The following is a 25,204-nucleotide window of genomic DNA, read 5'->3' as shown; positions in this document are numbered from 1 at the left end:
GGACCCCGGAGGTGGGACGTGGTCCGCTCAGCGGTCCACCCGCGGCACCCGCACGGGTCCCGGCCTCTAGGGTCCGTTGGCACCTGCACCCGTCACGTGTTGGAAAGGCTCCCGCGGTGCACACCATGTCGGACCAGCGTTTGATCCGGGCGGCAGCGGTCATCGCGCTGTCGGCGGCGCTGCCGTCGTTCCTGGTCGGGGCCCTCGCGCCGCGGATCAACGAGGACATGCGGTTCGGCGCGACGGAGATCGGCATTGCGATGACGGTGTGTTACACGGTCGCCGGGGTGCTCTCGCCGCTCGGCGGCCGGGTCGTGGCGCGCCTGGGCACGACCGTGGCCGCGCGCCTCACCTGCGCGCTCGCCACCCTCGGGCTGCTCGGCATCAGCGCGGCCGGCTCCGCGGGTCACCTCGTGCTCGCGCTCGCCGTCGTGGGATGCGCGAACACGATGTTCCAGCCAGCGTCGAACAGCCTTCTCCTCGGGGTCAGCGAACCCCGCCGGCAGGCGTTCGGCTTCGGCACCGTGCAGGGCGCGATCCCCGTCGCCGCCCTGTTGTCGGGCGCCTCCCTCGCCGTCGCCGGTGCCGGCCCGGACTGGCGGCTCATCACGCTCGTCGCGGCAGCCGCGACCGCCTGCGCGCAGTTCACGATCGGTGTGGGCCGGCCTGCCGTCGCCCCGGCCCGGTCGCGTCCGGCCAACCCGGTCGCCTCGCCCCGACTTGCGGTCCTGCCCTTGCTCGTGACCGGGACGATCGCGTCGGCGGCGGCCTCGACCCTCCCCTCCTTCACGGCCACCGCCGGTCACGCCAATGGGCTCAGCCCGACGGCCATCGCCCTGGCGCAGATAGCGGGCAGTCTCGGAAGCGTCGCCGTACGGATCGCCGCTCCCGTCGCCATGAGCAACGCCGCGCTCGGTCGCCGCCTCGGCGTCGTCGCGGCTCTCATGGCCGTCGGAACGGTGGGTCTCCTTCTACTGGTCACCGGCGGGCAGGTCGGGTTCGTCTGCGGGGCCGTTCTCGGCTTCGCCTTCGGCTGGGGCTGGAACGGGCTCTACAACCAACTGGTGGCGGTGGCCTCACCCGGGCGGGTCGCCACGACCACGGGAATCACCCAGGCCGGCGTCTTCCTCGGCGGCACCGTCGGCCCGGCGATCTTCGCCGTCATCGCCGTCCGCGCCGGCTTCGGACCGGCCTGGGCCGCCATGGCGGTCCTCCTCGGCATCGCGGCCATCGCCGCGATCTCCGCCCGCCCACGATCGGCGGCCGAGCGCCGGCCAGCCCGGTCAAGCATCCAGAAAGGCCCCTGACATGACCCTACGACGTGCCTATATCGACACCCCGCTCGGCCAGCTGCACTTCGCCGAGGCGGGCAGCGGCACCCCCGTGGTGATGCTCCACCAGACCCCCCGAAGCCATGACGAGTTCCGCGAGGTCCAGACCGAACTGGCCGGGCGGGTACGGACCATCGCCATGGACATGCGCGGCTTCGGCCTCAGCGCCCCTCTCCCGAAGCCGCAGACGATCGAAGGCATGGCGGCCGGTGTGCTCGCCCTACTGGACGCTCTCACCATCCCGAGCGCCGTACTCCTCGGGCATCACACCGGATCGGCGGTCGCCCTCGAGGTGGCTGCGGCCGCACCCGACCGGGTACGAGCATTGATCCTCTCCGCCACCCCCTGGATCGACCGGCAGCGGCGGTCCGGCGGCCACGGCACCCGCGTCGACGAGGCTGAACAGCACGCTGACGGGGGCCATCTGACCGAACTGTGGCGCCAGCGCCAGCCCTACTACCCCGCCAACCGCCCCGACCTGCTGGACCGGTTCGTGCGCGACGCGCTGGCGCCGGGACTTGACCCGGCCGAGGGCCATCGCGCGTGTGGCCGGTACGCGATGGACGAGCGCATCGGCCTGGTCCGGTGCCCCGTCCTGGTGTTGACCCCCTCTGACGACCCGTTCGCGAGTCCCGCTGGCCCGAAGGTCGTGGCGGGCCTGACCAACGCGGAACGCGTCGTCACGGCCACTCTGGACGCAGCGATGATCCCGGCCATGGAGCAGTGCGCCGACCAGGTCGCGGCGTACGCCCTGGAGTTCCTCGAACGCCTCTGACGCGGAACGGCGGCTCCCACCCCATCCGATCTTCGCGACCGTCCCCCCGTCACACGCGGAGGTCTTCGGCATCAACGCATCAATAGGGGCGTATCGGTCGCATACTTGTGCCCGGATAGACCGCTCTCTATCATCGGCGGAAAGCGCTTTCCCGTCCACCTGAGCGCCGTCCCCTGAAAGGTGACCTGATGAGACGACTATCCGCCCTGCGTTGGCTAGCCGGAGGAGCCACCGTGGTCGCAACTGCCGCCGTCGCGTTGACGCTGCAGATGCCGAGCGCCTCCGCCGCGACAAACCTGAGCATCGGTGCGGGCGCCGACGGTTCCAGCAAGGCCAGTGGCACCAGCTATGGCAACGTCATCGACGGCAACACCGGTACCTACTGGTCGCCGAGCGGCTCGACCGGCACCATTTCCGTCAAGTGGGGCAGCGCGACGACGGTGGCCTCCGTCGTCATCAAGCAGGCCTCCGGCGGCGGCTCCATCAACGCCTGGCGCGTCGTCAACCACGACTCGGGCAGCGTCCTGGCCAGCGGCAGCGGCAGCCCGAGCACCATCAACTTCTCCTCGACGTCGCTGAAGAAGATCAGTTTTGAGATCACCAGCGCGTCCAGCGCTCCGCGCATCGCTGAGGTCGAGACGTACGGCAGTGGCGGCTCGACCCCCACCACCACGGCCGCGACCACGACCCGGCCGCCGGCCACCTCGTCCGCGCCCAGCACGGGGACCCCCACCGGGTCGTGGCCGGCGTCGCAGGGCAACGTGCAGACCAGCGGCATCATCTCGGTGTCCGGCACGTTCGACGGTGGCATGAAGACCTACTGTTGCGCCGGCGACGGCAGTGGCAGCGAGAGTCAGGACCCGATCTTCAAGCTGGCGAACGGCGCGACGCTGCAGAACGTCATCCTCGGCTCGCCGGCCGGCGACGGCGTGCACTGCGAAGGCACCTGCACCCTGCGCAACGTGTGGTGGAACGACGTGGGCGAGGACGCCGCGACGTTCAAGGACACCAGCGGCGGCACCTCGTACGTCATCGGCGGTGGCGCCAGGTCCGCCGGCGACAAGATCTTCCAGCACAACGGCAAGGGCACGGTGAAGATCACCGGGTTCTACGCCAGGTCCGGCGGCAAGCTGTACCGGGCCTGCGGCAACTGCTCCAGCTCGTACCAGCGGCACGTGATCATCGACAACGTCCTCCTGGACAACGTCGACATGGTCGCCGGCATCAACAGCAACTGGGGTGACACCGCGACGATCACCCGCGTCACGCTGATCAGCGGCGACGTCGTCTGCGGCAAGTACAAGGGCGTCAGCAAGGGCAGCGAGCCCACCTACCTCGGCGAGGGCTGGAACGACAGCAACTGCAAGGTGACGAAGAGCGACATCACCTACAAGTGACGCAGCGCCGATGGGGTGCCCGCCGGAGCCGGCCGGCACCCCATCGGCCGTCAGCGACGGTGCGGCTTGCGGGCGCGGACGCGTTCCACCGTGCCGGCCTTCAGCCGTTCGGTCTCCTCGACGGCGAACCCGGCGGCCTGCACGAGGGGTAGCTGGCGGCGGGTGAAGTACTCCCCCTCGGTGCGCACCGTGACCTGTCCGACCAGCCACTGGGCGGCCCGGATCGGCCACCAGTTGCTCCCGATGTGATCCACCAGCAGCAGCGTCCCACCGGGTACGAGCACGCGTTTCATCTCGGCGATGGCCGCGGCCGGGTCGGGGATGGAGCACAGCGCGAGCGCGCACACCACCGTGTCGAATGACGCGTCGTCGAAAGGCAACCGTTCGGCGTCGCCTTCGCGCAGGTCGACCGCCAGGCCGAGGGCGGCCGCCCGATCGTGGGCGATGGCCAGCATCGCCGGGCTCAGCTCGACCCCGGTGACGGTGACGTCGGGCCCGTAGTGGGGCAGGTTGCTCCCGGTGCCGATGGCGACCTCCAGGACCCGGCCGCGCGCCCGCCGGCCGATCCATTCCCGACCGCCGGCGAACCAGGTCCGATCGAAGAACGCCATCTGCCTGTCGTACTTCGGCGCGGTCCTGTCCCACACCCGCCTCTGGCGGTCGGTCGGCGTTTCACTGGTGCGTCGTCGTGCCGTTCCGGTCATGACCGTCCTCCATGCGCGCGCGATAGGGCCTCCAGTGTCACCGCTCGCCGAACAGAGTGGTCTGCTCCCCGGAGTCGAGGTCCACGCCGTGCTGCGGCGCGGGCAGGCGGTCGGCGCGCGCCGAGTGCAGCCGCCGCCCGCTGGCCCGGTCACGACGGCTGGTGACCACGCAGGTGACCAGGCGTACGGGCGGCGGCGGCGCGCTGAACGGGCCTGGCCCCCAGCGGACCCACAGGGCGACCCGGCCGGCCCCCGCCTCCGCGAGGAGTTTGTCGAGCGTGCGCCGGCGGTCGGAGCGGTCCACCTCGACGACGATCGGCGCGGCGCCCGCGCGGGCGATGCCGACGTCGACCACGGAGTGCCGCTCGGCGTACGGGGCGGGCAGTGGCATGACGCTGCGCGCGCGGCGGTAGACCCGCCAGTGGTGCGACCGGCCCCACTCGACGACGGCCTCCACCAGCAGTTCGGTGACCTGGTCGGCGTCGCGGTCGGCGAACGACATCGCGTCGATCCAGTCAGCCAGTGACGCGGCGAGCCGGTCCGCGTCGTCTGCCGCCGCCGGGCGTTCACTGTGCGACATCACCCGGAGCCTAGCCCGTCAGGCGCCCCGTCCGCGGAGCCCGGCCCGGTCGGCGGCGGCCCGGCCGGAGTCCCAGCCCTCGACGCTGTCTACGCGGGCGCCCCGGCCGCGCGTGGTGTGCGGGAACGCCGCGCGCATGGAGTCGCGGACCCGCTCGTCGCGTGATGCCAGCACCGGCAACAGGTCGGTGTCTCCCACGGCCTCCGTCAGGGCGGCCTCGGCGACGGCGGCGAGCCGCTCGCCGATGCGCACCGCGAACGCCACCAGGAACGACTGCCGGTACGCCCGCAGCCGCGCGCGGCCCGCCTTGCCGCCCGGCGGCTCGGTCCGGGCCATCGCCTGGTGCGCCTGCACCAGGAGGGAGGTGTACAGCATGTCGACCGCGTCGAGGTCGGCGTCGAACCCGAAGACGGTCGAGAAGCCGAGCTCCGGCGACCACACCGCGTAGCAGCGGTTGGCGCCCGCGATGGCGTCCAGCAGCGCGGCCTTCTCAGCCTCGTACGGATGGTCCACGCCGATCCGCCTCGCGAGCGCGAAGACCTGGTCACCCGCCTGGGTTTCCAGCAGCGCCTCGTCGAGGCTGTACCGGGTGACGAGCTGCTGGGCCTTGGCCGTGTACGTCTCGGCCTCCGCGGGGAACTCGGTCGACTCGGCCTTGGCGAGCAGGCCGCGCACCCGGTCCAGCAGCCGGGCGTCGGCCCGGTGGACCGGCCCTGGCCGGGCGCGGGCCCGGCCGGCGGCGCCGGGCGGCGGACCGAGCAGTTCGATGGGCGGCAGCTCGGACAGGATGGCGAGCAGCGTCAGCGCGGTGTCCACGACCTCCACCCGCTCGAGCCGCCCGTCGCGGGCGAAGGCGCGCAGGTAGGACTCGCCTTCCCACATGACGTACGCGCGCAGCTCGTCCACCTGGGCGCGCCACCGCTCGTCCAGGGCGTCCGGAGCGAACCCGGCCAGGTACGTGGCGATGGCGTACGACAGCAGGCGGGCGTGCGTCGCGTGGCCGCGCCGGGCGACGACCCGGTGCAGCTCGACCGGCTGCCACCCGCGGCGCCACAGCGTGGCCAGCGAATCATGGAGGCTCTCCGTCAGCACGGCGTCGACCTCGACCGCGGGCGCGACCGTCAGCGTGTCCAGTGCGGGTTCGTAGCGCGCCGCCCCGGCCAGGACCGCCCTGATCGTCTCCCGCACGGTCGCCATGCCACCAGGCTATGGGTCACGGCCGCCCGCGCCTGGCACCGGGCCGCATGTCCACGCCGGCGCGGACCGGTCGGGGCGGGCACCCGACCGGTCCGCGGCACGGGGTGCCGGTCAGGCGTAGATGAACCAGTAGCCGTAGGGGTAGGTGTTGCTGGTCTGGTACCAGACGCACTGCAGCGGGCCGGTCCAGCCGTAGTTCTGCATGCCGTAGTTGCCGATCCGGACGCATTCCGAGTAGTCGTAGACGACGCCGCGGAGGATGGGCGTGGCGTGCGCGGGCGCGGCCCCGACGAACACGGTCGAGCCGGCCAGGACCGTTGCCACGATCGCCATCTTGAGTCTACGCATGAGACCTCCATCGATAGAACGATGAGGAAATGATAGAGGAACTTCGATTGATTGAGTGGCCGCGTGGGGCCTGGTCGTGGTGGCCCGGCCACCGCGGTCGGTAATGTGCTCGTGCAGCAAGCGCGGCCGGCCGGCCGCGGGACCTGGCCGGCCTGCGGGCCGTGTCCCGGGCCTCGCAACCGGCCCGCCGCTTCGAGCCGGACCCGGCGGTGGGCCCGGGCTGGGACGCCGCCGCGCGGATCGGAGTGAGGTGAGGCCATGCGCGTCGCACTGTTCGTCACCTGCCTCAATGACACCCTGTTCCCGCAGGCGGGCAGGGCCACGGTGGCCGTGCTGGAACGGCTGGGGGTCGAGGTGGACTTCCCGGCCGCGCAGACCTGCTGCGGCCAGATGCATTTCAATTCCGGGTACCGGGCGGCGTGCGTCCCCCTGGTGCGCGGCTTCGCCGACACCTTCTGCGGGTACGAGGCCGTCGTCACGCCGTCGGCGTCGTGCGCCTCGATGGTGCGCCACTACCACCGGGTCGTGGATCCCGCCGTGACCCCGCCGCCGGTCTACGAGCTCACCGAGTTCCTGGTCGACGTGCTGGGCGTGACCGACGTCGGCGCGCACTTCCCGCACCGGGTGGCGCTGCACGAGACCTGCCACTCGCTGCGCCTGCTCAAGGTCGGCGACCGGCCCGGGCGGCTGCTGCGCGCGGTCGGCGGGCTGACGCTGGTCGACCTGGCCGGCCCGCGCGAGTGCTGCGGCTTCGGCGGCACGTTCAGCGTGAAGAACCCGCAGACCTCCGTGGCCATGGGCCTGGACAAGGCCGCGGACGTGACCGGCTCCGGCGCCGAGGTGCTGACCAGCACGGACACGTCGTGCCTCATGCACATCGGCGGCCTGCTGTCGCGCGGCGCGTCGCCGGTGAAGACCATGCACCTCGCCGAGATCCTGGCAACCGCGTGAGCACGCCGACGTTTCTGGGCATGCCGCCGTTTCCGGACGCGGCCCGCATCGCGTTGCGGGACACGCAACTGCGGGCCAACCTGAACCGGGCCACCACGACGATCCGCGACCGGCGGCTGCGCGCCGTCGCGGAGCTGGACGACTGGGAGGCGCTGCGCGAGGCCGGCGCGGCCATCAAGGACGACGTGCTCGCCCGCTGGCCCGAGCTGCTCGTCCAGCTGGAGGCCGCCGTCACCCGGGCCGGCGGTGTCGTCCACTGGGCGCGCGACGCCGCCGAGGCCAACGCGATCGTGGCCAAGGTCGCCCGTACCCATGGGGTTGACGAGATCGTGAAGGTCAAGTCGATGGCGACCCAGGAGATCGAGCTGAACGCGGCCCTGGAGGGCCACGGCATCGACGTGTGGGAGACCGACCTCGCCGAGCTGATCGTCCAGTTGGGGCACGACGTGCCCAGCCACATCCTGGTGCCGGCGATCCACCGCAACCGCTCGGAGATCCGCGACATCTTCGTCCGCGAGATGGGCGCGGTCGGCCGCCCCGCGCCTGACGGCATCAGCGACGATCCCGCCGAGCTGGCCGAGGCCGCCCGCCTGCACCTGCGCGAGAAGTTCCTGCGCGCCCGCATGGCCGTCTCCGGCGGGAACTTCGCGATCGCCGAGACCGGCTCGATCGTCGTGCTCGAATCCGAGGGCAACGGCCGCATGTGCCTGACCCTGCCCGAGGTGCTCGTCACCGTCCTCGGCATCGAGAAGCTCCTGCCGACGTGGCGGGACCTGGAGGTGTTCCTGCAACTGCTGCCCCGATCGTCGACCGCCGAGCGGATGAACCCCTACACGACTATCTGGACCGGCGTGACCCCCGGCGACGGGCCACGGGAGTTCCACCTGATCCTGCTCGACAACGGCCGCACGGACACCCTCATCGACCCGGTCGGCCGCCAGGCGCTGCGCTGCATCCGCTGCTCGGCCTGTCTGAACGTGTGCCCCGTCTACGAGCGCACGGGCGGTAGGGCGTACGGGTCGGTGTACCCCGGCCCGATCGGCGCGATCCTCACCCCGCAGTTGCGCGGCATCAACCGGCACCCGGTTGACGAGCAGACCGCGTCGCTGCCGTTCGCGTCCAGCCTGTGCGGCGCCTGCTTCGAGGCCTGCCCCGTGCGCATCGACATTCCCGAGGTCCTCGTACACCTGCGCGCCAAGGTCGTCGACCAGGGCGGGCACCCGCTGGAGCGGGCGACCATGGCCGCCGCCGCGGCCACGTTCGCGTCGGCGGGCCGGCTGGGCGCGGCGCAGCGGGCCGGCGGCGCGCTGCTGCGCCGGGCCCGCCGGCTGCGGCTGCGCGGCCCCGGCTGGGTGGGTGCCTGGTTCGGCGCCCGCGACCTGCCCCCACCCGCCCGCCAGTCGTTCCGCCGCTGGTGGCGCCGCACAAGGAGCCCGCGATGACCGCCCGCGACGAGATCCTCACCCGCATCCGCGCCGCGCTCCCCCCGCGCGGGCAGACCCCCCGGGAGTACGCGCTGCGGCTCCCCGACGACGTCGACGTCGTGGCGCTGTTCGCCGAGCGGGCCGCGGAGTACCGGGCGACGGTCACACTCACGGACGCCGCCTCGCTGCCCGCGACGATCGCGCGGGTCGCGGCGGGCCTGCGCCTGGCCGTGCCCGCCGACATCCCGCCGGAGTGGGTCGACGGCCTGGCCGTGGTACGTGACGAACCGCTGCTGGCCAACGCCGCGTTGGACCGGCTCGACGGCGTGCTGACCGGGGCGGCCGTGGCCATCGCGCTCACCGGCACGGTCGTCCTCGACGCGGGGCCCACGCAGGGACGGCGGGCGTTGACACTGCTGCCCGACCGGCACATCTGCGTGGTGCGCGCCGACCAGATCGTCGGCACTGTCGCGCAGGCGCTGGGCCGCCTCGACCCGCGCCGGCCGCAGACCTGGATCAGCGGGCCGTCCGCCACGAGCGACATCGAGCTCAACCGCGTCGAGGGCGTCCACGGGCCGCGCGACCTGACCCTGCTGGTCCTCCGGTCACCCGGCAGCTAGTCCGTGCCCGCGGCGCGGGGGATGTCGGGAGCGTCCCAGCTCGCGTAGCGGGCCATCGAGCGAAGCGCCACCCGCGCTGGCGTGAGCCGCATCAGCGTGTCGCGCAGGGCGATGGCCACCGGGTTGGTCAGCTGCTGCCCGAACCGGCAGATCTGCGCCGCCGCGCGGGCGACCTGCTGCGACCGCGGGCGGCGCAGCCGGTCGTACTTACGCAGCGAGGCTTCGACATCCTCGCCGGGCGCGCAGACCGAGGCCAGCACGGCGGCGTCCTCAATGGCCTGGTTGGCGCCCTGGCCGAGGTTCGGCAGCATGGCGTGGGCCGCGTCGCCGAGCAGGGCGACATTGTCAGCCGCGTACGAGGACAGCGGGGCGGCGAGGTGGCGCAGGTCCGTACGGATCACGGCGGCGGGGTCGGTGGCGTCGAGCAGGTCGGACACCGGCGCGTGCCAGCCACCGAAGCGCGCCCGCATCGCGGCCAGCTCGTCGTCGACCCGCAGGCCGGCCGGCGCGTTGACGGCGCCGTACCAGTACACACGCCCGTCCCCGAGCGGCACCATGCCGAACTCGGCGCCCGGACCCCAGGTGATCGCGGCGACGCGCTCGCCGTCCCAGGGCCGCGCCGTGACCCCGCGCCACGCGGTCGATCCGCTGTACACCGGGGCCGGATGCGCCGGCCACAGCCGGGCCCGCACCGTGCTGTCGATGCCGTCGGCCCCGATCACGAGCGCGGCGTCGCGGGTGACCGTCACGCCCCGGTGCCGGTAGGTCACCCCGGTGCTCACGTCCAGGACCTCGGCGCCGGTGACCAGCGACTCCGCGGGCAACGCCGCGCGCAGGACCTCGTGCAGGGCGGCCCGGTGGATCCCGATCGCCGCGGTGCCCAGCACGGCTGTCAGCGCCGCGCCGTCGATGCGCGAGATCCACCGGCCCGACGGCGTACGGGTGCCACCCGCCGCGTCCGCCGACCCGGCGCCGCGCACGGCGTCACCCACGCCGAGGGCGTCGAGCCCGCGCAGGCCGTTGGCCATCAGGGTGATGCCGGCCCCGACCTCACGGAACTCGGGTACCCGCTCGAGCACGGATACCCGCCAGCCACGCCGGCGCAGGCCGATCGCGGCGCACAGCCCGCCGATGCCACCGCCGATGACGATCGCCTCCACGCCACTCTCCCCTCCGTCGATGGAGAAGGGTACGAGATCGGCAGAGGCACGACCGCCGGGACCGGTCCGCCCGGCGCTCGGGGACGACCGCTCAGCGGTTGGGCAGGAGGTCCTTGATGAGAGCCTCGACGCGGTCGCGGATCTCGTCACGGATCGGCCGCACGGCCGCGATGCCCTGACCTGCGGGGTCGGCGAGTTGCCAGTCCTCGTGCCGCTGTCCCGGGAAGTGGGGGCACACGTCACCGCAGCCCATGGTGACCACGATGGAGGACGCCCGCGCGTCCTCGTGGGTGAGGATCTTCGGGGTCTGGTCGGTGAGGTCGATACCGACCTCGCGCATCGCCTCGACGGCGACAGGGTTGATCTGGTCGGCCGGGGCCGAACCGGCGGAGCGGACCTCGACGGCGTCGCCCGCGAGGTGGCGCAGCCAGCCGGCGGCCATCTGGGAGCGGCCGGCGTTGTGGACGCATACGAACAGCACACTGGGTCTCGTGTCGGACATGGTGCTTCCCTCCTTGGAATGTTGGCCGTGTCGAGCGGTCACCGCAGGTCGCTCGCCGCAACGGGCTGGGATACGGGCGCCGGGTACAACGCGACGACCAGCCCCGCGCCGATGAACGCACCGATGACCTGCGCGGCGATGAACGGGGCCACCGAGGCCGGCGCGATGCCGGCGAAGGTGTCCGTGAACGTCCGCCCGATCGTGACGGCGGGATTGGCGAAGCTGGTGGAGCTGGTGAACCAGTAGGCCGCGCCGATGTAGGCGCCCACGGCTGGGGCGGCCAGCGCCGCGCGGCCGGTCCGTACGAGGGCGAAGATGAGCAGGACCAGGCCGGCGGTGGCCACCGTCTCGCCCAGCCACAGGTTCGCGCCCTCGCGGACCCTGCCCGACACCGCGGCGGGGACGCCGAACATGGCGTTGGCCAGCAGCGCTCCCGCAACCGCGCCCACCGTCTGGGCCGCGGCGTACGCGGCGACGCCGCCGAGGGACCCACCCCGGTGCAGCCACCAGTCGACGGCCGTGACGACCGGGTTGAAGTGCGCGCCGGACACCGGCCCGAAGACCAGGATCAGTACGGTCAGCGCGAGGACCGTCGCCGTGGAGTTCTGCAGCAGTTGCAGGCCCACGTCATCCGGGGAAAGGCGGGCCGCCATGATCCCGGAGCCGACGACCGAGGTGACGAGCAGCGCGGTGCCGATCAGCTCAGCGAGCAGCCGGCGGGGCAGGCCGGCGCGGGCCGTCAGCATTCCCGTCGCTGGCCGGCGGTGGCCCGAGCGCGCTGCGCCAGGTCGGCGAGGTGCGCGGCGGCCGCGTCGAGAACGGCGGGGTTGAGGTGGTAGTAGGTGTAGCGGCCGTGAGGCTCGGCTTTCACCACTCCGGCATGGCGCAGGGCGCGCAGGTGGTTGGAGACGTTCGGCTGGGACAGACCCAGGTCCGCGACAAGGTGGCAGGTGCACGCGGGTCCGGCCGCGAGGGCTTCGACGATCGCGGTGCGGGCCGGGTCGGCCAGCAGCCGGACGATGCCCGCCATCGAATCACTGGGGACTGATATCACCACGTGGTCATAAGACGCGACGCCGGCTCGGCGCGCAACTTCCTGATCATGAACTTCTGGTGACGCGGTCAGCCCGGCACGGCCACGTCCAGCACGGCGGACAGGGCGGCCAGCTTGGCGCGGTTGGCGCGGTACCAGACCCAGGTGCCCCGGCGATCGGAGTCGACCAGGCCCGCCTCGCGCAGGACCCTCAGGTGGTGGGAGATCGTGGGACCGGTGAGGTCGAACGCGGGGGTGAGGTCGCAGACGCAGACCTCTCCCCCATCGGCGGAGGCGATCATCGAGAGCAGCTGCAACCGGACCGGGTCACCCATCGCCTTGAAGGCGGCAGCCAGGTCCCCGGCCGCCGCCGCGGGTACGGCGGCGGTCGCGATGGGCGCGCAGCAGGTGGCCGGGTCCAGGACGGGCAGCCGCTTCGACATGCCCCTAGGTTGACAGATCTCGAAGCAGCCGGCAACGCGCCTTGTCACGCTTCCCAATATCATCGTTAATCGGCGATGTACGACGAGAGGATGGTCGCGTGGAGGCACTGTTGGACCGCGAGGTCGCCCAGCGGTACGCGTCATGGTTTCGAGCCCTCGCGGACGCCACCCGCGTGCAGATCGCGGAACTGCTGGCCCGGCGGCGGGAACCGATGAGCGTCGGGCAGATCACCGCGGCGGTCGGGATGGCCCAATCGACCGTGTCACAGCACCTGAAGATCCTGACAGAGGTCAGGTTCGTGCTGGTCGAGCCGTCCGGCAACGCCAACCTGTACCGGATCAACGAGACGTGCCTGGCGCAGTTCCCGACCGCCGCCGACGTCGTCATGGGTCGCCCCGTCGCCTTCCCCGGGCGGCAGCCGTGCTGACCATCCGCGCCATGACGGCCGCCGACGCGGATGACGTCCTCGCGATCTACCAGGCCGGCATCGACACCGGCGACGCCACGTTCGAGACGGCCGCCCCGACCTGGGCGGCGTTCGACGCCGGCCGACTGCCCCAGCACCGCTTCGTGGCCTGCGACGCCGGCGGGCGGGTGTTGGGCTGGGTCGCGGCCAGCCCGGTGTCGGCGCGGCCGGCGTACGCCGGGGTGGTCGAGCACAGCGTCTACGTGCATCCCGACGCGCGGGGCCGTGGGGTCGGGGCCACGCTGCTGCGGGCCCTGATCACCTCGACGGAGGCGGCGGGCATCTGGACGATCCAGTCCGGGATCTTCCCGGAGAACACCGCGAGCCTGGCCCTGCACGCCTCCGCCGGGTTCCGGGTCATCGGGACCCGGCAGCGGCCCGGCTGCCTGCACGGAGTGTGGCGCGACGTGATCGCGATCGAGCGGCGCAGCACGGTGGCGGGCCTCACGGCACCGGCGCCACCCCGTTAAGTTGACAGTTCTCTAAGTAGGCGGCAGTCTAACCATGTAGCTTAGAGACTCTTCGAAACAAGGAGCTGGGACCGTGAACGCAACTGAGCTGCCCGTGGTCGTCATCGGCGCGGGCCCGGTCGGCCTGGCCGCCGCCGCACACCTGGCCGAACGGGGCGTCGACTTCGTCGTCCTGGAGGCCGGCTCCGGCCCGGCCGCGGCCGTCGCCAGTTGGGGACATGTGCGGGTGTTCAGCCCGTGGCGGTTCAACATCGACGCCGCCGCCCGACGCCTGCTGGAGGCCGAGGGCTGGATCGCCCCGGACCCGGAGCGGCTGCCGCTGGCGTCGCAGATCGTCGACGACTACCTTGCCCCGCTGACCAAGGTGCCCGCCCTGGCCGAGCGCGTGCGCTACGGCGCCAGAGTCGTGGCGGTCAGCCGTGACGGGCTGGACCGCGTCCGATCCACCGGGCGGGAGAACACCCCGTTCCTGATCCGCCTCGCCGATGGCGAGGAGCTGACCGCCCGCGCGGTCATCGACGCCTCCGGCACCTGGCCCACCCCGAACGTGCTCGGCGGGTCCGGCCTGCCCGCGCACGGCGAAACCGAAGCCGCCGCGTTCATCGACACGGCGCTGCCCGACGTGCTCGGCGCGGACCGCGACCGGTTCGCCGGCAGGCACACCCTCGTCGTCGGGGCCGGCCACTCGGCCGCGAACACGCTGCTCTCGCTGGCGCAGCTGGCCGCCGAGGTCCCCGGCACGACCATCAGCTGGGCCATCCGTACGGGCAACGCGGCCCGCACCTACGGCGGCGGCGAAGCCGACGCGCTGCCCGCCCGGGGCGCGCTGGGCACCCGCGTGCGTGACCTGGTCGAGTCCGGCGCGGTCACCCTGCTGCCGGGCTTCTCCATCCGGTCGATCGCGGTCGACGGGAACAGAGTGACCGCCGTCGCGCGCGGCGGCGAGACGGTCACGGTGGACCGGATCGTGTCGGCGACCGGATTCCGGCCCGACCACACCATCACGAGCGAACTGCGCCTCGACCTCGACCCGATCCTCGGGTCAACCCGGGCGCTGGCCCCGCTGATCGACCCGAACCAGCACTCCTGCGGGACGGTCCCGCCGCACGGCGTGGACGAGCTGGCGCATCCGGAGCCGGGCTACTACGCCATCGGCGCCAAGTCCTACGGCCGTGCGCCGACGTTCCTCATGGCGACCGGCTACGAGCAGGCCCGATCCGTCGTCGCCGCGCTGGCCGGGGACTGGGCGGCCGCCCGCGACGTCCAGCTCGAACTCCCCGAGACCGGCGTCTGCTCCTCCTCCGCCGACGAGCCGGCAGACTCGTGCTGCGGCACTCCGGCACCAGTGTCGGCCAGCGCCCCGCGCGGACTGGCGACCGGCGTCGCCGGCGGGCTGCTGACCCTGCCCGTGGTCGAGCAGGCCAGCGGCGGCTGCTGCGGCAGCTGATCTCACGGCCCGGTCAAGGCTGTACGCAGGCCGAGTGGGCGGCCCGCCCATCCGGGGGAAGGATGAGCGGGCCGCCCGGCGTGGGGGCGGGTCAGCGGCCGACGGGGACCGGGAGCTTCCCGGCGGCAGGCTCCGGGTCGGCCGGGGCTGCCGGCGGCGGGCCGTCGAACCGGGGCGGGGCCGCCGCGGCGGGCAGCGTGGTCATCAGGACCGCGGTCGCGGCCAGGATGCCGGCCAGCCAGTACGTCGTGTTCTCGAAGGCGCCGACGAACCCGGCTCCGCCGCCCGCGCCGTCCTCGGACAGCGCGCCGAAGAAGAACACCGAGGTCAACGCCAGGCCGAGCGCCTGCCCGACCTGGAGCATGGTGTTGATCAGACCGGACGCCGAGCCGGCGTGGGCGAACGGCACCTCGGCCAGGATCGCGTTGGCCAGCGGCGACACGATCAGGCCCATGCCGAGGCCGACGACCAGCAGCGGCCCGACCATGTGCCAGACCGTGATCTCCAACCCGTGGTACGCGGCCAGCCAGCCGTACAGGGCCAGGCCGGCGCCCATGAGCAGCGCGCCGAGCTGGAGCACCTTGCGGCCGAGCTTGGGGATCAGGACCTGCACGGAGATGCCGGCCGCGATGGTCGTGGCGACCGAGAACGGGATGCCGGTCAGGCCGGCCCGCAGCACGCTCCAGCCGAGGCCGAGCTGCAGGTACAGGGTCCAGACGAGGAAGAAGATGCCGGTCACGACGCCGAAGGCGAGCTGGACCGCGACACCGCCGGAGAAGCCCTTGACCTTGAACAGGGACAGCTCGATCAGGGGCGATCCGTCCCGGCGGGACTTGGCCCTCTCGTACGCGACCAGGACGGCGAAGACCGGGACGGCGGCGCCCATGGTGACGAAGCCCCACGCCGGCCAGCCGGTCTCCTCGCCCCGGGTCAGGGGGTAGAGCAGCATCAGCAGGCCGACCGTGCCGAGGAGCACGCCGACGACGTCGAGGCGCAGGGCGTACGGGGACCTGGACTCCTCGATGAACCTGGCGCCGAGGACCAGCGCGACGACGCCGACCGGCAGGTTGACGAGGAAGATCGGTCGCCATTCGAGGCCGAAGAGGTTCCACTGGGTCAGTAGGGCGCCGAGCAGCGGGCCGGAGATGCCGCCGAGGCCGACGATGGCGCCCCAGAGGCCGAACACCTTGCCCTTCTCCTGCGGCGGGAAGGTGGCGTGGATGATGGCCAGCACCTGCGGGACCATCAGGGCCGCCGCCGCACCCTGCAGGATCCGGGCGCCGATCAGCACCTCGGGCGTCTGCGCGACGCCGCACAGGGCGGACGCGAGGGTGAAGCCGGCGACGCCGACGAGGAAGAGGCGCTTGCGGCCGTAGATGTCGCCGAGGCGGCCACCGGTGATCAGGCCGACGGCGAAGGCGAGGGCGTACCCGGCGACGATCCACTGGATCTGGCTCACGGTGGCACCGATGTCGCCCCGGATCGACGGGATGGCGATGTTCACGATCGTCACATCGACCAGATCCATGAAGGCCGCGGCCATCACGATGGCCAGCGCGATCCAGCGCCTTCTGTCCGTCTGGTTTGCCACTGGTTCCTGGTGTCGTGATGTCATGGTGCCAGGCTAGGTGGAAACGCCCTTTAGCTACTCTGTCCGGCGATAGCCGATCATTTCGGTGCGATCAGCCGCGCTTATCGGGGCGCCGGCCCCGCAAGCCGATGCCCCACCCCGGCCGAGCGGGGTGGGGCATCGCGGGACTGTACGGGTCAGGCGCGGACGTTCTGCAGGGCGTGCTGCCCCTCCGCCTGCGCCGACAGGTGCGCCCAGTCCGACCAGGTCCGAAGCCGCGACGCGTAGACCGCCTGCGCGGCCTCGTACGGCTGGGTGCCGAAGAAGACCCGCAGCGGCGGCGCCTCGGCGTCCACGACGGCGAGCAGGGCCTGCGCCGCCGCGGCCGGGTCGCCCTGGCGCAACTGGAAGCCGGCCATCGCCTGACGCAGGCCGTCGTAGGCGGGGTGCGGAGCCGAGAAGACCGCGGACGGGCCGCCCCAGTCCGTGCCGTACGACCCGGGCTCCACAATGGTCACCTTGATGCCGAAGGCGGCCACCTCCTGGGCGAGCGACTCGCTGAGGCCCTCCAGGGCCCACTTCGAGGCGTGGTAGCCGCCCATCCCCGGGAAGGCCAGGACCCCGCCAGCGCTGGAGATCTGCACGATGTGGCCGCCGCCCTGCTCACGCAGGTGGGGCACGACCGCCTGGGTCACCCACAGCGCGCCCAGCACGTTCGTCTCGAGCTGCGCCCGGATGTCGGTCTCGCTCAGCTCCTCGACCGTGCCGAACAGCCCGTACCCGGCGTTGTTGACGACCACGTCGAGGCGGCCGAAGTGGTCGTGCGCCCGCTGGACCGCGTCGGTCACGGCGGCCCGGTCGGTCACGTCCAGGGTCAGCGGCAGGATCGCGTCGCCGAACTCGGCCACGAGATCGGCCAGCGCGCCCGTGTCACGGGCGGTGGCCGCCACCCGGTCACCGCGGGACAGCGCCGCGGTGACGAATTCGCGGCCGAAGCCGCGCGAGGAACCGGTCACGAACCATACCTTGGCCATGATTTTCTCTTTCTCTCGCCGACGTCTCGAATAACGCAGGACGTTAGCCCGGAAATGGTTCAGAGCCCCAATAAGATTCTTTTATCGGCGCCTTTCTCGATGGCTGCGTGCGCGTCGGCCGCGGCGTCGAGAGGCAGCAATTCCACCTCCCGGGACCGCAGCGCACCGGAGGGCAGCAGCCGGTTGATCGCCCGGGCCGCGTCGGCCAGGTCGGCCGTGGTGGCGTGCGAGATGACGAAGCCGCGGATCGAGCCGTCCTTCATGTACAGCCGGCCCGCCGGCAGCACCGGCTCCGTGCGCGCCCCGGCCAGCAGCACGATGCGCCCGCCGTGGGCCAGCAGGTCGACCGCGAGCCGCAGGTCGTTGTGGCCGGAGGTGTCCACATGCACGTCGACGCCGTCGGGGGCGGCCGCGCGCAGCCGGGCGGCCAGGTCGGGCTCGTCGTAGGGAATCACCTCGGCCGCGCCGAGCGACCGGCAGCGGTCCGCGTCGGCGGCCCGGGCCGTGGCGATCACCCGGGCGCCCGCCTCGGCGGCCAGGGTGAGCGCCGCGCCGCCCACGTTGCCGGCCGCGCCCGCGACCAGCACGGTGTCGCCCGTACGCAGGCCGCCGTGACGGAACAGGCCCAGGTACGCCGTGGCCGCCGGGTGCAGCACGGCCACCGCGGCGAGCGGGTCGGCGCCGGCCGGCAGCCGGTACAGCCGGTCGACCGGTACGACCGCGAGTTCGGCGGCGGCGCCCTGCCGCCCGCCGTGGCCGAGGCTGTTGCACCACACCGGGTCGCCGGGCGCGAACCCGCTCGCCCCCGGCCCGGCCGCGACGACCCGGCCGACCAGGTCACGGGAGACGACGAACGGGAACGCCACCGGGGTGCGGAACAGTCCCGAGCGGACGAAGGTGTCGACCGGGTTGACCGTGGTCGCCCGCACCTCGACGAGCACGTCCGTGGGGCCGGCGACGGGGTCGGGCAGCGTGCCGCACCGGATCTCCTCCGGCGGCCCGAATCGCTCAATGTACGCAGCTCGCATGGTCGCCACTGTCGCACGGCGGTTATGCACGCACCGGAATATCGCGGTTAGAAGGCCTTATCGCCAAGCCATCGATCCCCATCCCGGCATTCCCTAGCTTCGAGAAAAGAAGCGAATGGGCAACGACGTGAGGGGATTGAGATGCAGACCGTCTCCCGGCCTTTGTTCGACGTGTCGGTGCAGACCGAGGTTTCCGCGCCACCCGATCGCGTCTACGCGGTCATCAGCGACCTCGGGCGCAGCGGCGAGTGGAGCCCCGAGTGCGTGGGCGGGTCGTGGACCACCGGCGAGCCGGGAACGGTCGGTGCCGTGTTCCGCGGCGAGAACCGGCGGGCCGTCGAGGTCGTCGCCTGGGCGCCGGTGGTGCGCGGCACCTGGTTCACCGAGTCCGAGGTGGTCGCGGCCGAGCCCGGCCGGACCTTCGCGTGGTCAATGCGGACCAGGGCGGGCGTCAGGCAGGACAGCGTGTGGGCGTACGACATCGCCGCGGCGCCCGGCGGCGGATCGGTGCTGACGCACCGGTTCCGGATGGGCGAGGCCACCGAGGGCATCCGCGGCATCACCGCCGGGATGGACGAGGCGGCGCGCGAGCGGTTCTTCGCCGAGTGGGGCGCCAAGGTCGCCGGCGACATGCGGGTGACCCTCGGCCGAATCCGTCAGATCGTAGAGGGGGACTGATCCATGCTTCTTCAGCGCGTCAACAACAAGGGCATCCGCCTGGGTACCCTGTTCGAGCGGGCCGCCGAGCGGCACCCCGCCAACGTGGTCGTCCTCGACCACGACCTGGAGATCGCGCCGCACCTGGGCCGGCGGGCCATGGTCGGCGAGATCGCCGACGTGATCGACGACTACGCCTCCCGGCTGTGGGCCGCGCGGGTGCGCCCGGCCGACCGGGTGGTCATCCACAAGACCAACGGGTTCGACATCACCCTGCTCGCCTTCGCGGTCTCCCGGATCGGTGCCGTACCGGTGCTGTTGTCCCCGAGTCTGGACGGCGACACCGTGGCGGAGCTGCTGCGGCGCGCCGACCGGCCCTATCTGATCACCGACGGGGCTAAGCTGGCCGACCTGCCGGAGGTGGTCTTCGACCGGGCCGAGGCGGTGCTGCTCAGCGCCGGCAGCCACCCGGGGGCGGTCGAGCTGAGCGGCCTCGCCGGGGTCGAGCGGGTGCCGGCGGTCGCCATGCCGGCCGATCACCCGGCCCTGGTCACGCACACCTCCGGCACCACCGGCATCCCCAAGCTGGCCGTCCACACCGGACGGACGTTGCAGGCCCGGTACCGTCCGCAGATCTCCGTGGTCACCCCGCTGCTGCGGCGCCGGGAGACCGTGGCGATCCACGTGTCCTTCGTGCACTCCCGGCTGATGACCGCGCTGGCCATGTCGCTGCTGCGCGGTTGCCCGATCGCGGTGCTCGTCGACTCCGATCCGGCCCGGGTCGCGGACCTGTTCAGCCGGCTGCGGCCGGGCGTGGTGGAGGCGCACCCCAACTCGTTGATGGAGTGGGAGGAGCTGGCCGACGACCCGCGCGGTCCGCTGGCCGGGGTGAAGCTGTTCAGCTCCACGTTCGACGCCATCCACCCGCGTACCATCCGCCGCCTGCTCAGCGCCTCGCGCCGGCGCAACCCGCTGTTCGGCCAGCTGTACGGGCAGAGCGAGGTCGGCCCGGTGATCGGTCGCACGTACACCCGGCACCGCCGGGAGGACGCCGACGGGCGGTGCGTGGGCATGCCGTTCCCGGGCATGACCGAGGTGCGGGTGGTGAGCCGCAACGGCCGGCCGCCCTCGCCCGAGAACCCCGGCTTCATCGAGGTGCGCAGCGACGGCCGGATCGTCACCTACCTGGGCGAGCAGAAGCGCTACGACGCCCAGCTGTCCAAGGGTGGCTGGTGGCGGATGGGCGACGTCGGGTACCGCACCCGCTGGGGCTGCGTGCACCTGCTCGACCGCGAGGTCGACCTCATCGAGGGCTTCGGTTCGACCCTGGCCGCCGAGGACACCCTGTTCGGCAAGATCCCGGAGCTGGCCGAGGTGGTCATCGTGCCGGGCGCGGACGGCTCCGCCGTGCCGGTGATCTGCACCCGGGACGGCAGCCCGCTCGACCCGGACACCTGGCGCCGGGCGGTCTCCGGGCTGCCCCCGATGTCCGAGCCGGTCCAGTGGCTCATCGAGGACCTGCCCCACACGGCGACCACGAAGATCAAGCGGCTGGAGCTGGCCCGGTTGCTGGCCGCGGACAGGGGCGCGTGATGGCCCACGTGATTGTCGCGGGCGGCGGCATCGGCGGCCTCGCCGCCGCCCTCGCCCTGGCGGGTGCCGGTCACCGGGTCACCGTGCTGGAGAAGGCGGAGCGCTTCGCCGAGATCGGGGCCGGCATCCAGATCGCCCCCAACGGCCTGCACGCCCTGGACCAGCTCGGGGTCGGCGCCACCGTGCGCGCCGGCGCGGTGCACATGGACGAGCTGCGGTTCATGGACGGGGTGACCGGCGAGCACGTCACCAGCCTCGAACTCACGGAGGCGTACCGGCGGCGCTTCGCCAGCCCGTACGTCGTGGTGCACCGCGCCGAACTGCACGCCGCCCTGCTGGAGCGGTGTGTCGGCGACGGCGCGATCGAGCTGCGCGGCAGCTCCCCGGTCACCGGGTACGGCCAGGACGCCGCCGGGGCCTGGGTGAACCTGCCCGGCGGGGAACGGGTCCGCGGCGAGGTGGTGATCGGCGCCGACGGCCTGCACTCCGCCGTCCGGCGGCAGCTGGTCGGCGACGGTGACCCGGTCGTCTCCGGCATCACCGTGTACCGGGCGGTCATCGAGATGGACCGGGTGCCGAGGGAGCTGCGCTACGACCGGTCGGTCGTGTGGTGGGCCGGGCCCGGCTGCCACTTCGTGCACTACCCGATCGCCGGGGGCCGGTATCTCAACCTGGCCGCCAGCAGCGTCGACGGCAGCACCGAGGCGGTCGCCGGCAGGCCGGTGAGCCGGGAGCGCGCCCGCGCGGAGTTCCCCGCCCTGGGCGGCACCGCGCAGGCGTTGCTGGCCCTCGGCGACCAGTGGAAGACCTGGACCCTGGTGGACCGGGAGCCGGTGGACACGTGGACCGACGGGCGGGTGGCGTTGCTCGGCGACGCGGCCCATCCGATGTTGCACTACGCCGCGCAGGGCGCCTGCCAGGCGGTCGAGGACGCGGTGGTCCTGGCCCGGCACCTGGTCGGCGGGCCGGACATTGAAGATCAACTTCAGGCGTACGCGGCGCGGCGCCGCGACCGGACAGCGGCTGTGCAGCGGGCCGCCCGCGCCAGCGTCGCCCTGTGGCACCCGGCCGGTGCCGCGGCCGGGGCCCGCAACGCGACCCTGCGCGGGCTGTCCCAGGACGACCTGCGCGGGCACGTGGCGTGGATGCACGGGATGCGGGTCGCCCTGGCCGCGCCCGTGCCGGCGGTGGGAGGGGTGTCGACATGACCGAGATCTGCGTCGTCGGGGCCGGCCCGCGCGGGCTGTCCGTCCTGGAGCGGCTCTGCGCCAACGAACGCGCCCGGCGTACCCACGACACCGTCGTCGTGCACGTGGTCGACCCGGCCGGCCCGGGGGCCGGGGCGGTCTGGCGCTGCGACCAGTCCCGGCACCTGATGACCAACACGGTGGCCTCCCAGATCACCGTCTGGACCGACCCCCGCTCGCGCATCGACGGCCCCATCGAGCCGGGACCGAGCCTGTATGAGTGGGCGCGGACCCAGGACGACGAGGAGGCCCGTGCGCTCGGCCCGGACTCCTACCCGACCCGCGCGTTCTACGGTCGCTACCTGGAGGCCGCCTTCCGGCACGTGATCGCCAACGCGCCCGACCACGTGACCATCCGCACCCACCGGTCGCGGGCGGTCGCGCTGGCCGACACGCACGGCGTGCCCGGCGGGCCGCAGGGCGTCCGGCTGGCCGACGGCACCCGGCTGCACGACCTGGACGCGGTCGTGCTCGCCCTGGGCCACCAGCCGGTCCGGCTGTCCGCCCGCGAGGCGCGCACGGCGAGCCTGGCGCGCATCCACAACCTCACGTACGTGACCCCGGCGAACCCGGCCGAGCTGGACCTGGACGGCATCGAGCCGGGCGAGCCCGTGCTGCTTCGCGGGCTGGGGCTCAACTTCTTCGACCACATGGCGCTGTTCACCACCGGCCGCGGCGGCTCCTTCGCGACCGGACCGGACGGGCGGCTGGCCTATCACCCGTCGGGCCGCGAGCCCCGGCTGTACGCCAGCTCCCGGCGCGGGGTCCCGTACCACGCGCGCGGCGAGAACCAGAAGGGCGCGTACGGCCGGCACCTGCCGCTGCTGCTCACGGCCGAGTACGTCGCCGGCCTGACCCGGCCGATCGTCTTCACCCGCGACCTGTGGCCGGTGATCGCCCGCGAGGTCGAGACCGTGTACTACACGACGCTGCTCGGCCGCGGCCCGACGCGGGAGGCGTTCCAGCGGCGGTTCCTGGAGGTCCCGCTCGGCGAGGACACCGGGCCGGTGCTGGACGCCTTCGGCATCGCGCCGCAGCGGCGGTTCAGCTGGGAACGGCTGGCCCGCCCGTACGGGGAGCGCGCCTTCACCGACCGGGCCGAGTTCCGTGACTGGCTGCTGGACTACCTGCGCACCGATGTCGGGCACGCCCGCGCCGGCAACGTCGACGGGCCGCTCAAGGCCGCCCTGGACGTGCTCCGGGACCTGCGCAACGAGATCCGGCTCGCGGTCGACCACGGCGGCCTGACCGGCGACTCGCACCGCGACGACCTGGAGGGCTGGTACACGCCGCTCAACGGGTTCCTCTCCATCGGGCCGCCGGCCGTACGGATCGAGCAGATGATCGCCCTGATCGAGGCGGGCGTGCTCACCCTCACCGGGCCGGGCACGTGGATCCGCCTGGACGTCACCGAGCCGGCCTTCGTCACCGGGTCCACGGTCGTGCCCGGCGAGCCGATCCGGTCCCGGGTACTCATCGAGGCCCGGCTGCCGGAGCCCGACCTGCGCCGCACCGAGGACCCGCTGCTGCGCCACCTGCTGGACACCGATCAGGCCGCGCCGTACCGGATCGGCGGTTACGAGACCGGTGGGCTGGCCGTCACGCAGCGCCCGTACCGGGTGCTCGACGGGCGCGGCCGGCCGCACCCCCGCCGGTTCGCGTACGGCGTGCCGACCGAGTCGGTGCACTGGGTGACCGCGGCCGGCATCCGGCCCGGGGTCGACTCGGTGACCCTCGCCGACTCGGACGCCATCGCCCGTGAGGTGCTGGGCCTGCCCGAGGTCGCCCGGGTGCCCGCCGAGGTGCGCCCGGCCTACGCGCAGGTGCCGGACAACGACCTGATTGGAGTGATCGTATGACCGAATCGACCGGACTGCTGTCGCCGGTCCGCGCCGGGACACCGGTCGAGGCCGCCGTCAGTGACGAAGCCTGGGTCCAGGCCATGCTCGACGCCGAGTCGGGACTGGCCCGGGCCCAGGCCCGTCTGGGCACCCTGCCGCCGGAGGCCGCGGAGGTGATCACCCGGTGTGCCCGGGTGGAGGCCTTCGACGTGCGCGCCATCGCGTTGGCCTCCCGCGAGACCGCCAACCCGGTCGTCGCCCTCGTGCAGGCGCTGACAGCCGAGGTGGCGGGCAAGGACCCGGCCGCGGCCGAGTACGTCCACCGCGGCTCCACCAGCCAGGATGTGTTCGACACGGGCGCGATGCTGGTGGCCCGGCGCGCGGTCGGGCTGATCCGCGCCGACCTGACCGCGATCGCGCGGTCGCTGGGCGAGCTGGCCGGCGGGCACCGGGACACCCCGATGGCCGGGCGGACGCTGGCCCTGCACGCCGTGCCGACGAGCTTCGGACTCAAGGCGGCCGGCTGGCGCCGGCTGGTGCTCGACGCCCGAGACCGCCTCGACGCGCTCGTGCTGCCGGTCGCCCTGGGTGGCGCGGCCGGCACCCTGGCCGGCTACCTGCAGTACGCCGATGTGGACGGATACGCCGGCGACGGGTACGCCGAGCGGCTGACCGCCGCGTACGCCGCGGAGACCGGCCTGGCGGCGACCGTCCTGCCGTGGCACGCCCTGCGTACCCCGATGGCGGACCTCGCGGCGGCCCTCGCGCTGACGGCCGGGGCGCTCGGCAAGTTCGCGGCCGACGTCCTGGTGCTCGTGCGCACCGAGATCGGCGAGGTGGCCGAGCCGGCCGTCGCCGGCCGCGGCAGCTCCTCGGCGATGCCGCACAAGGCCAACCCGGTGCTGTCCACCCTCATCCGCAGCGCCGCCCTGCAGGCGCCGAGCTACGCGGCGGCCCTGACCCAGTGCCTGGTCGCGGAGGACGAGCGGTCCGCCGGGGTGTGGCACGCCGAGTGGCTGCCACTGCGCGAGCTGCTGCGGCTGGTCGGCGGCGCCGCCCACACGGCCGTGGAACTGGCCGGAGGGCTGACGGTGCGACCGGAGCGGATGCTGGAGAACCTGGGCCTGACCGGCAACCGGGTGGCCACCGAGCGGGTGGCCGCGGTACTGGCCCCGCACGTCGGCAAGGCCCGGGCCAAGGCGCTGCTCACCGAGGCCGGTCAGACCGCCGAGCTGACCGGTCACCCGCTGGCGACCGTACTCGGCTCGCACCCGCAGGTCGCGCCGCACCTGACCGAGGCCGAGCTGGCGCGCCTGCTGGACCCGGTGGCGTACCTCGGCGCGGCCGGTGACCTCGTCGACCGTGACCTGCGGGACTGACGGCCA

Annotated in this window: 26 protein-coding genes; 14 read left to right on the top strand and 12 right to left on the bottom strand. The window is 73.1% G+C overall.

The window, feature by feature from the left end; translation table 11 throughout:
• Positions 1–125: 125 nt before the first annotated feature.
• The 3 genes from ABD191_RS04320 (at position 126) to ABD191_RS04310 (ending at position 3,503) form a co-directional block, all read left to right on the top strand.
• The gene (locus tag ABD191_RS04320; RefSeq protein WP_344077044.1) at positions 126–1,307 is read left to right on the top strand and encodes an MFS transporter; all 1,182 of its coding nucleotides are present in this window, start codon (positions 126–128) and stop codon (positions 1,305–1,307) included.
• Between the two features lies 1 nt (position 1,308).
• Entirely contained in the window at positions 1,309–2,106 is a 798-nt protein-coding gene (locus ABD191_RS04315) for an alpha/beta fold hydrolase (protein ID WP_344077042.1), read from the top strand.
• 233 nt (positions 2,107–2,339) lie between these two features.
• Entirely contained in the window at positions 2,340–3,503 is a 1,164-nt protein-coding gene (locus ABD191_RS04310) for a pectate lyase (protein WP_344077039.1), read from the top strand.
• Positions 3,504–3,553: 50 nt separating this feature from the next.
• Here ABD191_RS04310 and ABD191_RS04305 read toward each other — a convergent pair whose 3' ends face one another.
• The 4 genes from ABD191_RS04305 to ABD191_RS04290 form a co-directional block, all read right to left on the bottom strand.
• Complete coding sequence (locus ABD191_RS04305) at positions 3,554–4,114, bottom strand: class I SAM-dependent methyltransferase (protein ID WP_344077036.1); 561 nt, start codon at positions 4,112–4,114, stop codon at positions 3,554–3,556.
• Positions 4,115–4,244: 130 nt separating this feature from the next.
• The gene (locus ABD191_RS04300; RefSeq protein ID WP_344077034.1) at positions 4,245–4,787 is read right to left on the bottom strand and encodes a hypothetical protein; all 543 of its coding nucleotides are present in this window, start codon (positions 4,785–4,787) and stop codon (positions 4,245–4,247) included.
• 18 nt (positions 4,788–4,805) lie between these two features.
• Complete coding sequence (locus ABD191_RS04295) at positions 4,806–5,984, bottom strand: DUF2786 domain-containing protein (protein WP_344077031.1); 1,179 nt, start codon at positions 5,982–5,984, stop codon at positions 4,806–4,808.
• A gap of 111 nt (positions 5,985–6,095) precedes the next feature.
• Positions 6,096–6,332 (bottom strand): hypothetical protein, encoded by a 237-nt coding sequence (locus ABD191_RS04290; protein ID WP_344077029.1) that lies wholly within the window; start codon positions 6,330–6,332, stop codon positions 6,096–6,098.
• Between the two features lie 258 nt (positions 6,333–6,590).
• Here ABD191_RS04290 and ABD191_RS04285 point away from each other — a divergent pair, with 258 nt between their 5' ends.
• Genes ABD191_RS04285 through ABD191_RS04275 form a run of 3 tightly spaced genes read left to right on the top strand, consistent with a single transcriptional unit; the run spans position 6,591 to position 9,327 of the window.
• Positions 6,591–7,283, top strand: coding sequence for a (Fe-S)-binding protein (locus ABD191_RS04285; protein WP_344077027.1), 693 nt, complete (start codon positions 6,591–6,593; stop codon positions 7,281–7,283).
• A 20-nt stretch (positions 7,284–7,303) separates the two neighbouring features.
• Positions 7,304–8,725 carry a lactate utilization protein B gene (locus ABD191_RS04280; protein WP_344077305.1) on the top strand — a complete coding sequence of 474 codons (1,422 nt, stop codon included), beginning with the start codon at positions 7,304–7,306 and terminating at the stop codon, positions 8,723–8,725.
• On the top strand, positions 8,722–9,327 hold the full coding sequence (locus ABD191_RS04275) for a LutC/YkgG family protein (RefSeq protein ID WP_344077025.1): 606 nt from the start codon (positions 8,722–8,724) through the stop codon (positions 9,325–9,327). The genes ABD191_RS04280 and ABD191_RS04275 overlap by 4 nt, the downstream gene beginning before the upstream one ends.
• Here the strand turns inward: ABD191_RS04275 and ABD191_RS04270 are convergent.
• The 5 genes from ABD191_RS04270 to ABD191_RS04250 form a co-directional block, all read right to left on the bottom strand.
• Entirely contained in the window at positions 9,324–10,487 is a 1,164-nt protein-coding gene (locus ABD191_RS04270) for an FAD-dependent monooxygenase (RefSeq protein WP_344077023.1), read from the bottom strand. The genes ABD191_RS04275 and ABD191_RS04270 overlap by 4 nt on opposite strands.
• Before the next feature lie 91 nt (positions 10,488–10,578).
• On the bottom strand, positions 10,579–10,989 hold the full coding sequence (locus ABD191_RS04265; protein WP_344077021.1) for an arsenate reductase ArsC: 411 nt from the start codon (positions 10,987–10,989) through the stop codon (positions 10,579–10,581).
• Between the two features lie 38 nt (positions 10,990–11,027).
• The gene (locus tag ABD191_RS04260; protein WP_344077019.1) at positions 11,028–11,735 is read right to left on the bottom strand and encodes an aquaporin; all 708 of its coding nucleotides are present in this window, start codon (positions 11,733–11,735) and stop codon (positions 11,028–11,030) included.
• A complete protein-coding gene (locus ABD191_RS04255; protein ID WP_344077017.1) occupies positions 11,729–12,019 on the bottom strand; it encodes an ArsR/SmtB family transcription factor in 291 nt (96 codons plus the stop codon). The genes ABD191_RS04260 and ABD191_RS04255 overlap by 7 nt, the downstream gene beginning before the upstream one ends.
• 92 nt (positions 12,020–12,111) lie before the next feature.
• Positions 12,112–12,465: an ArsR/SmtB family transcription factor gene (locus tag ABD191_RS04250; protein ID WP_344077015.1), complete on the bottom strand. Its 354-nt coding sequence runs from the start codon at positions 12,463–12,465 to the stop codon at positions 12,112–12,114.
• 98 nt (positions 12,466–12,563) lie between these two features.
• Here ABD191_RS04250 and ABD191_RS04245 point away from each other — a divergent pair, with 98 nt between their 5' ends.
• From ABD191_RS04245 to ABD191_RS04235, 3 genes are all read left to right on the top strand, one after another.
• Complete coding sequence (locus tag ABD191_RS04245) at positions 12,564–12,893, top strand: ArsR/SmtB family transcription factor (protein ID WP_344077013.1); 330 nt, start codon at positions 12,564–12,566, stop codon at positions 12,891–12,893.
• 11 nt (positions 12,894–12,904) lie between these two features.
• Positions 12,905–13,402, top strand: a complete 498-nt coding sequence (locus ABD191_RS04240; protein WP_344077011.1) for a GNAT family N-acetyltransferase — start codon at positions 12,905–12,907, stop codon at positions 13,400–13,402.
• Positions 13,403–13,475: 73 nt separating this feature from the next.
• Positions 13,476–14,849, top strand: coding sequence for an FAD-dependent oxidoreductase (locus ABD191_RS04235; protein WP_344077008.1), 1,374 nt, complete (start codon positions 13,476–13,478; stop codon positions 14,847–14,849).
• Between the two features lie 91 nt (positions 14,850–14,940).
• On the opposite strand, the gene ABD191_RS04230 is transcribed toward ABD191_RS04235, so the two are convergent.
• From ABD191_RS04230 to ABD191_RS04220, 3 genes are all read right to left on the bottom strand, one after another.
• Positions 14,941–16,464, bottom strand: coding sequence for an MFS transporter (locus ABD191_RS04230; protein WP_344077006.1), 1,524 nt, complete (start codon positions 16,462–16,464; stop codon positions 14,941–14,943).
• Between the two features lie 152 nt (positions 16,465–16,616).
• Entirely contained in the window at positions 16,617–17,453 is an 837-nt protein-coding gene (locus tag ABD191_RS04225) for an SDR family oxidoreductase (RefSeq protein ID WP_344077003.1), read from the bottom strand.
• A gap of 59 nt (positions 17,454–17,512) precedes the next feature.
• On the bottom strand, positions 17,513–18,481 hold the full coding sequence (locus ABD191_RS04220) for an NADPH:quinone reductase (protein ID WP_344077001.1): 969 nt from the start codon (positions 18,479–18,481) through the stop codon (positions 17,513–17,515).
• 141 nt (positions 18,482–18,622) lie between these two features.
• On the opposite strand from ABD191_RS04220, the gene ABD191_RS04215 reads away from it, so the two are divergent.
• From ABD191_RS04215 to ABD191_RS04195, 5 genes are read left to right on the top strand one after another with little or no spacing between them, the layout of a single operon-like run.
• Positions 18,623–19,159, top strand: coding sequence for an SRPBCC family protein (locus tag ABD191_RS04215; RefSeq protein ID WP_344076999.1), 537 nt, complete (start codon positions 18,623–18,625; stop codon positions 19,157–19,159).
• Positions 19,160–19,162: 3 nt separating this feature from the next.
• Positions 19,163–20,731, top strand: a complete 1,569-nt coding sequence (locus ABD191_RS04210; RefSeq protein ID WP_344076998.1) for a class I adenylate-forming enzyme family protein — start codon at positions 19,163–19,165, stop codon at positions 20,729–20,731.
• Positions 20,731–21,939, top strand: a complete 1,209-nt coding sequence (locus tag ABD191_RS04205) for an FAD-dependent monooxygenase (RefSeq protein ID WP_344076997.1) — start codon at positions 20,731–20,733, stop codon at positions 21,937–21,939. The genes ABD191_RS04210 and ABD191_RS04205 overlap by 1 nt, the downstream gene beginning before the upstream one ends.
• Positions 21,936–23,837, top strand: coding sequence for an FAD/NAD(P)-binding protein (locus tag ABD191_RS04200; RefSeq protein WP_344076995.1), 1,902 nt, complete (start codon positions 21,936–21,938; stop codon positions 23,835–23,837). The genes ABD191_RS04205 and ABD191_RS04200 overlap by 4 nt, the downstream gene beginning before the upstream one ends.
• Positions 23,834–25,198 carry a nitrosuccinate lyase gene (locus tag ABD191_RS04195; RefSeq protein WP_344076993.1) on the top strand — a complete coding sequence of 455 codons (1,365 nt, stop codon included), beginning with the start codon at positions 23,834–23,836 and terminating at the stop codon, positions 25,196–25,198. Before ABD191_RS04200 ends, ABD191_RS04195 begins: the two co-directional genes overlap by 4 nt.
• Positions 25,199–25,204: the final 6 nt, after the last annotated feature.

It is taken from the genome of Luedemannella helvata, assembly GCF_039528415.1.
Classification (GTDB): domain Bacteria; phylum Actinomycetota; class Actinomycetes; order Mycobacteriales; family Micromonosporaceae; genus Luedemannella; species Luedemannella helvata.
This window is presented reverse-complemented; position numbering and strand designations above follow the sequence as displayed.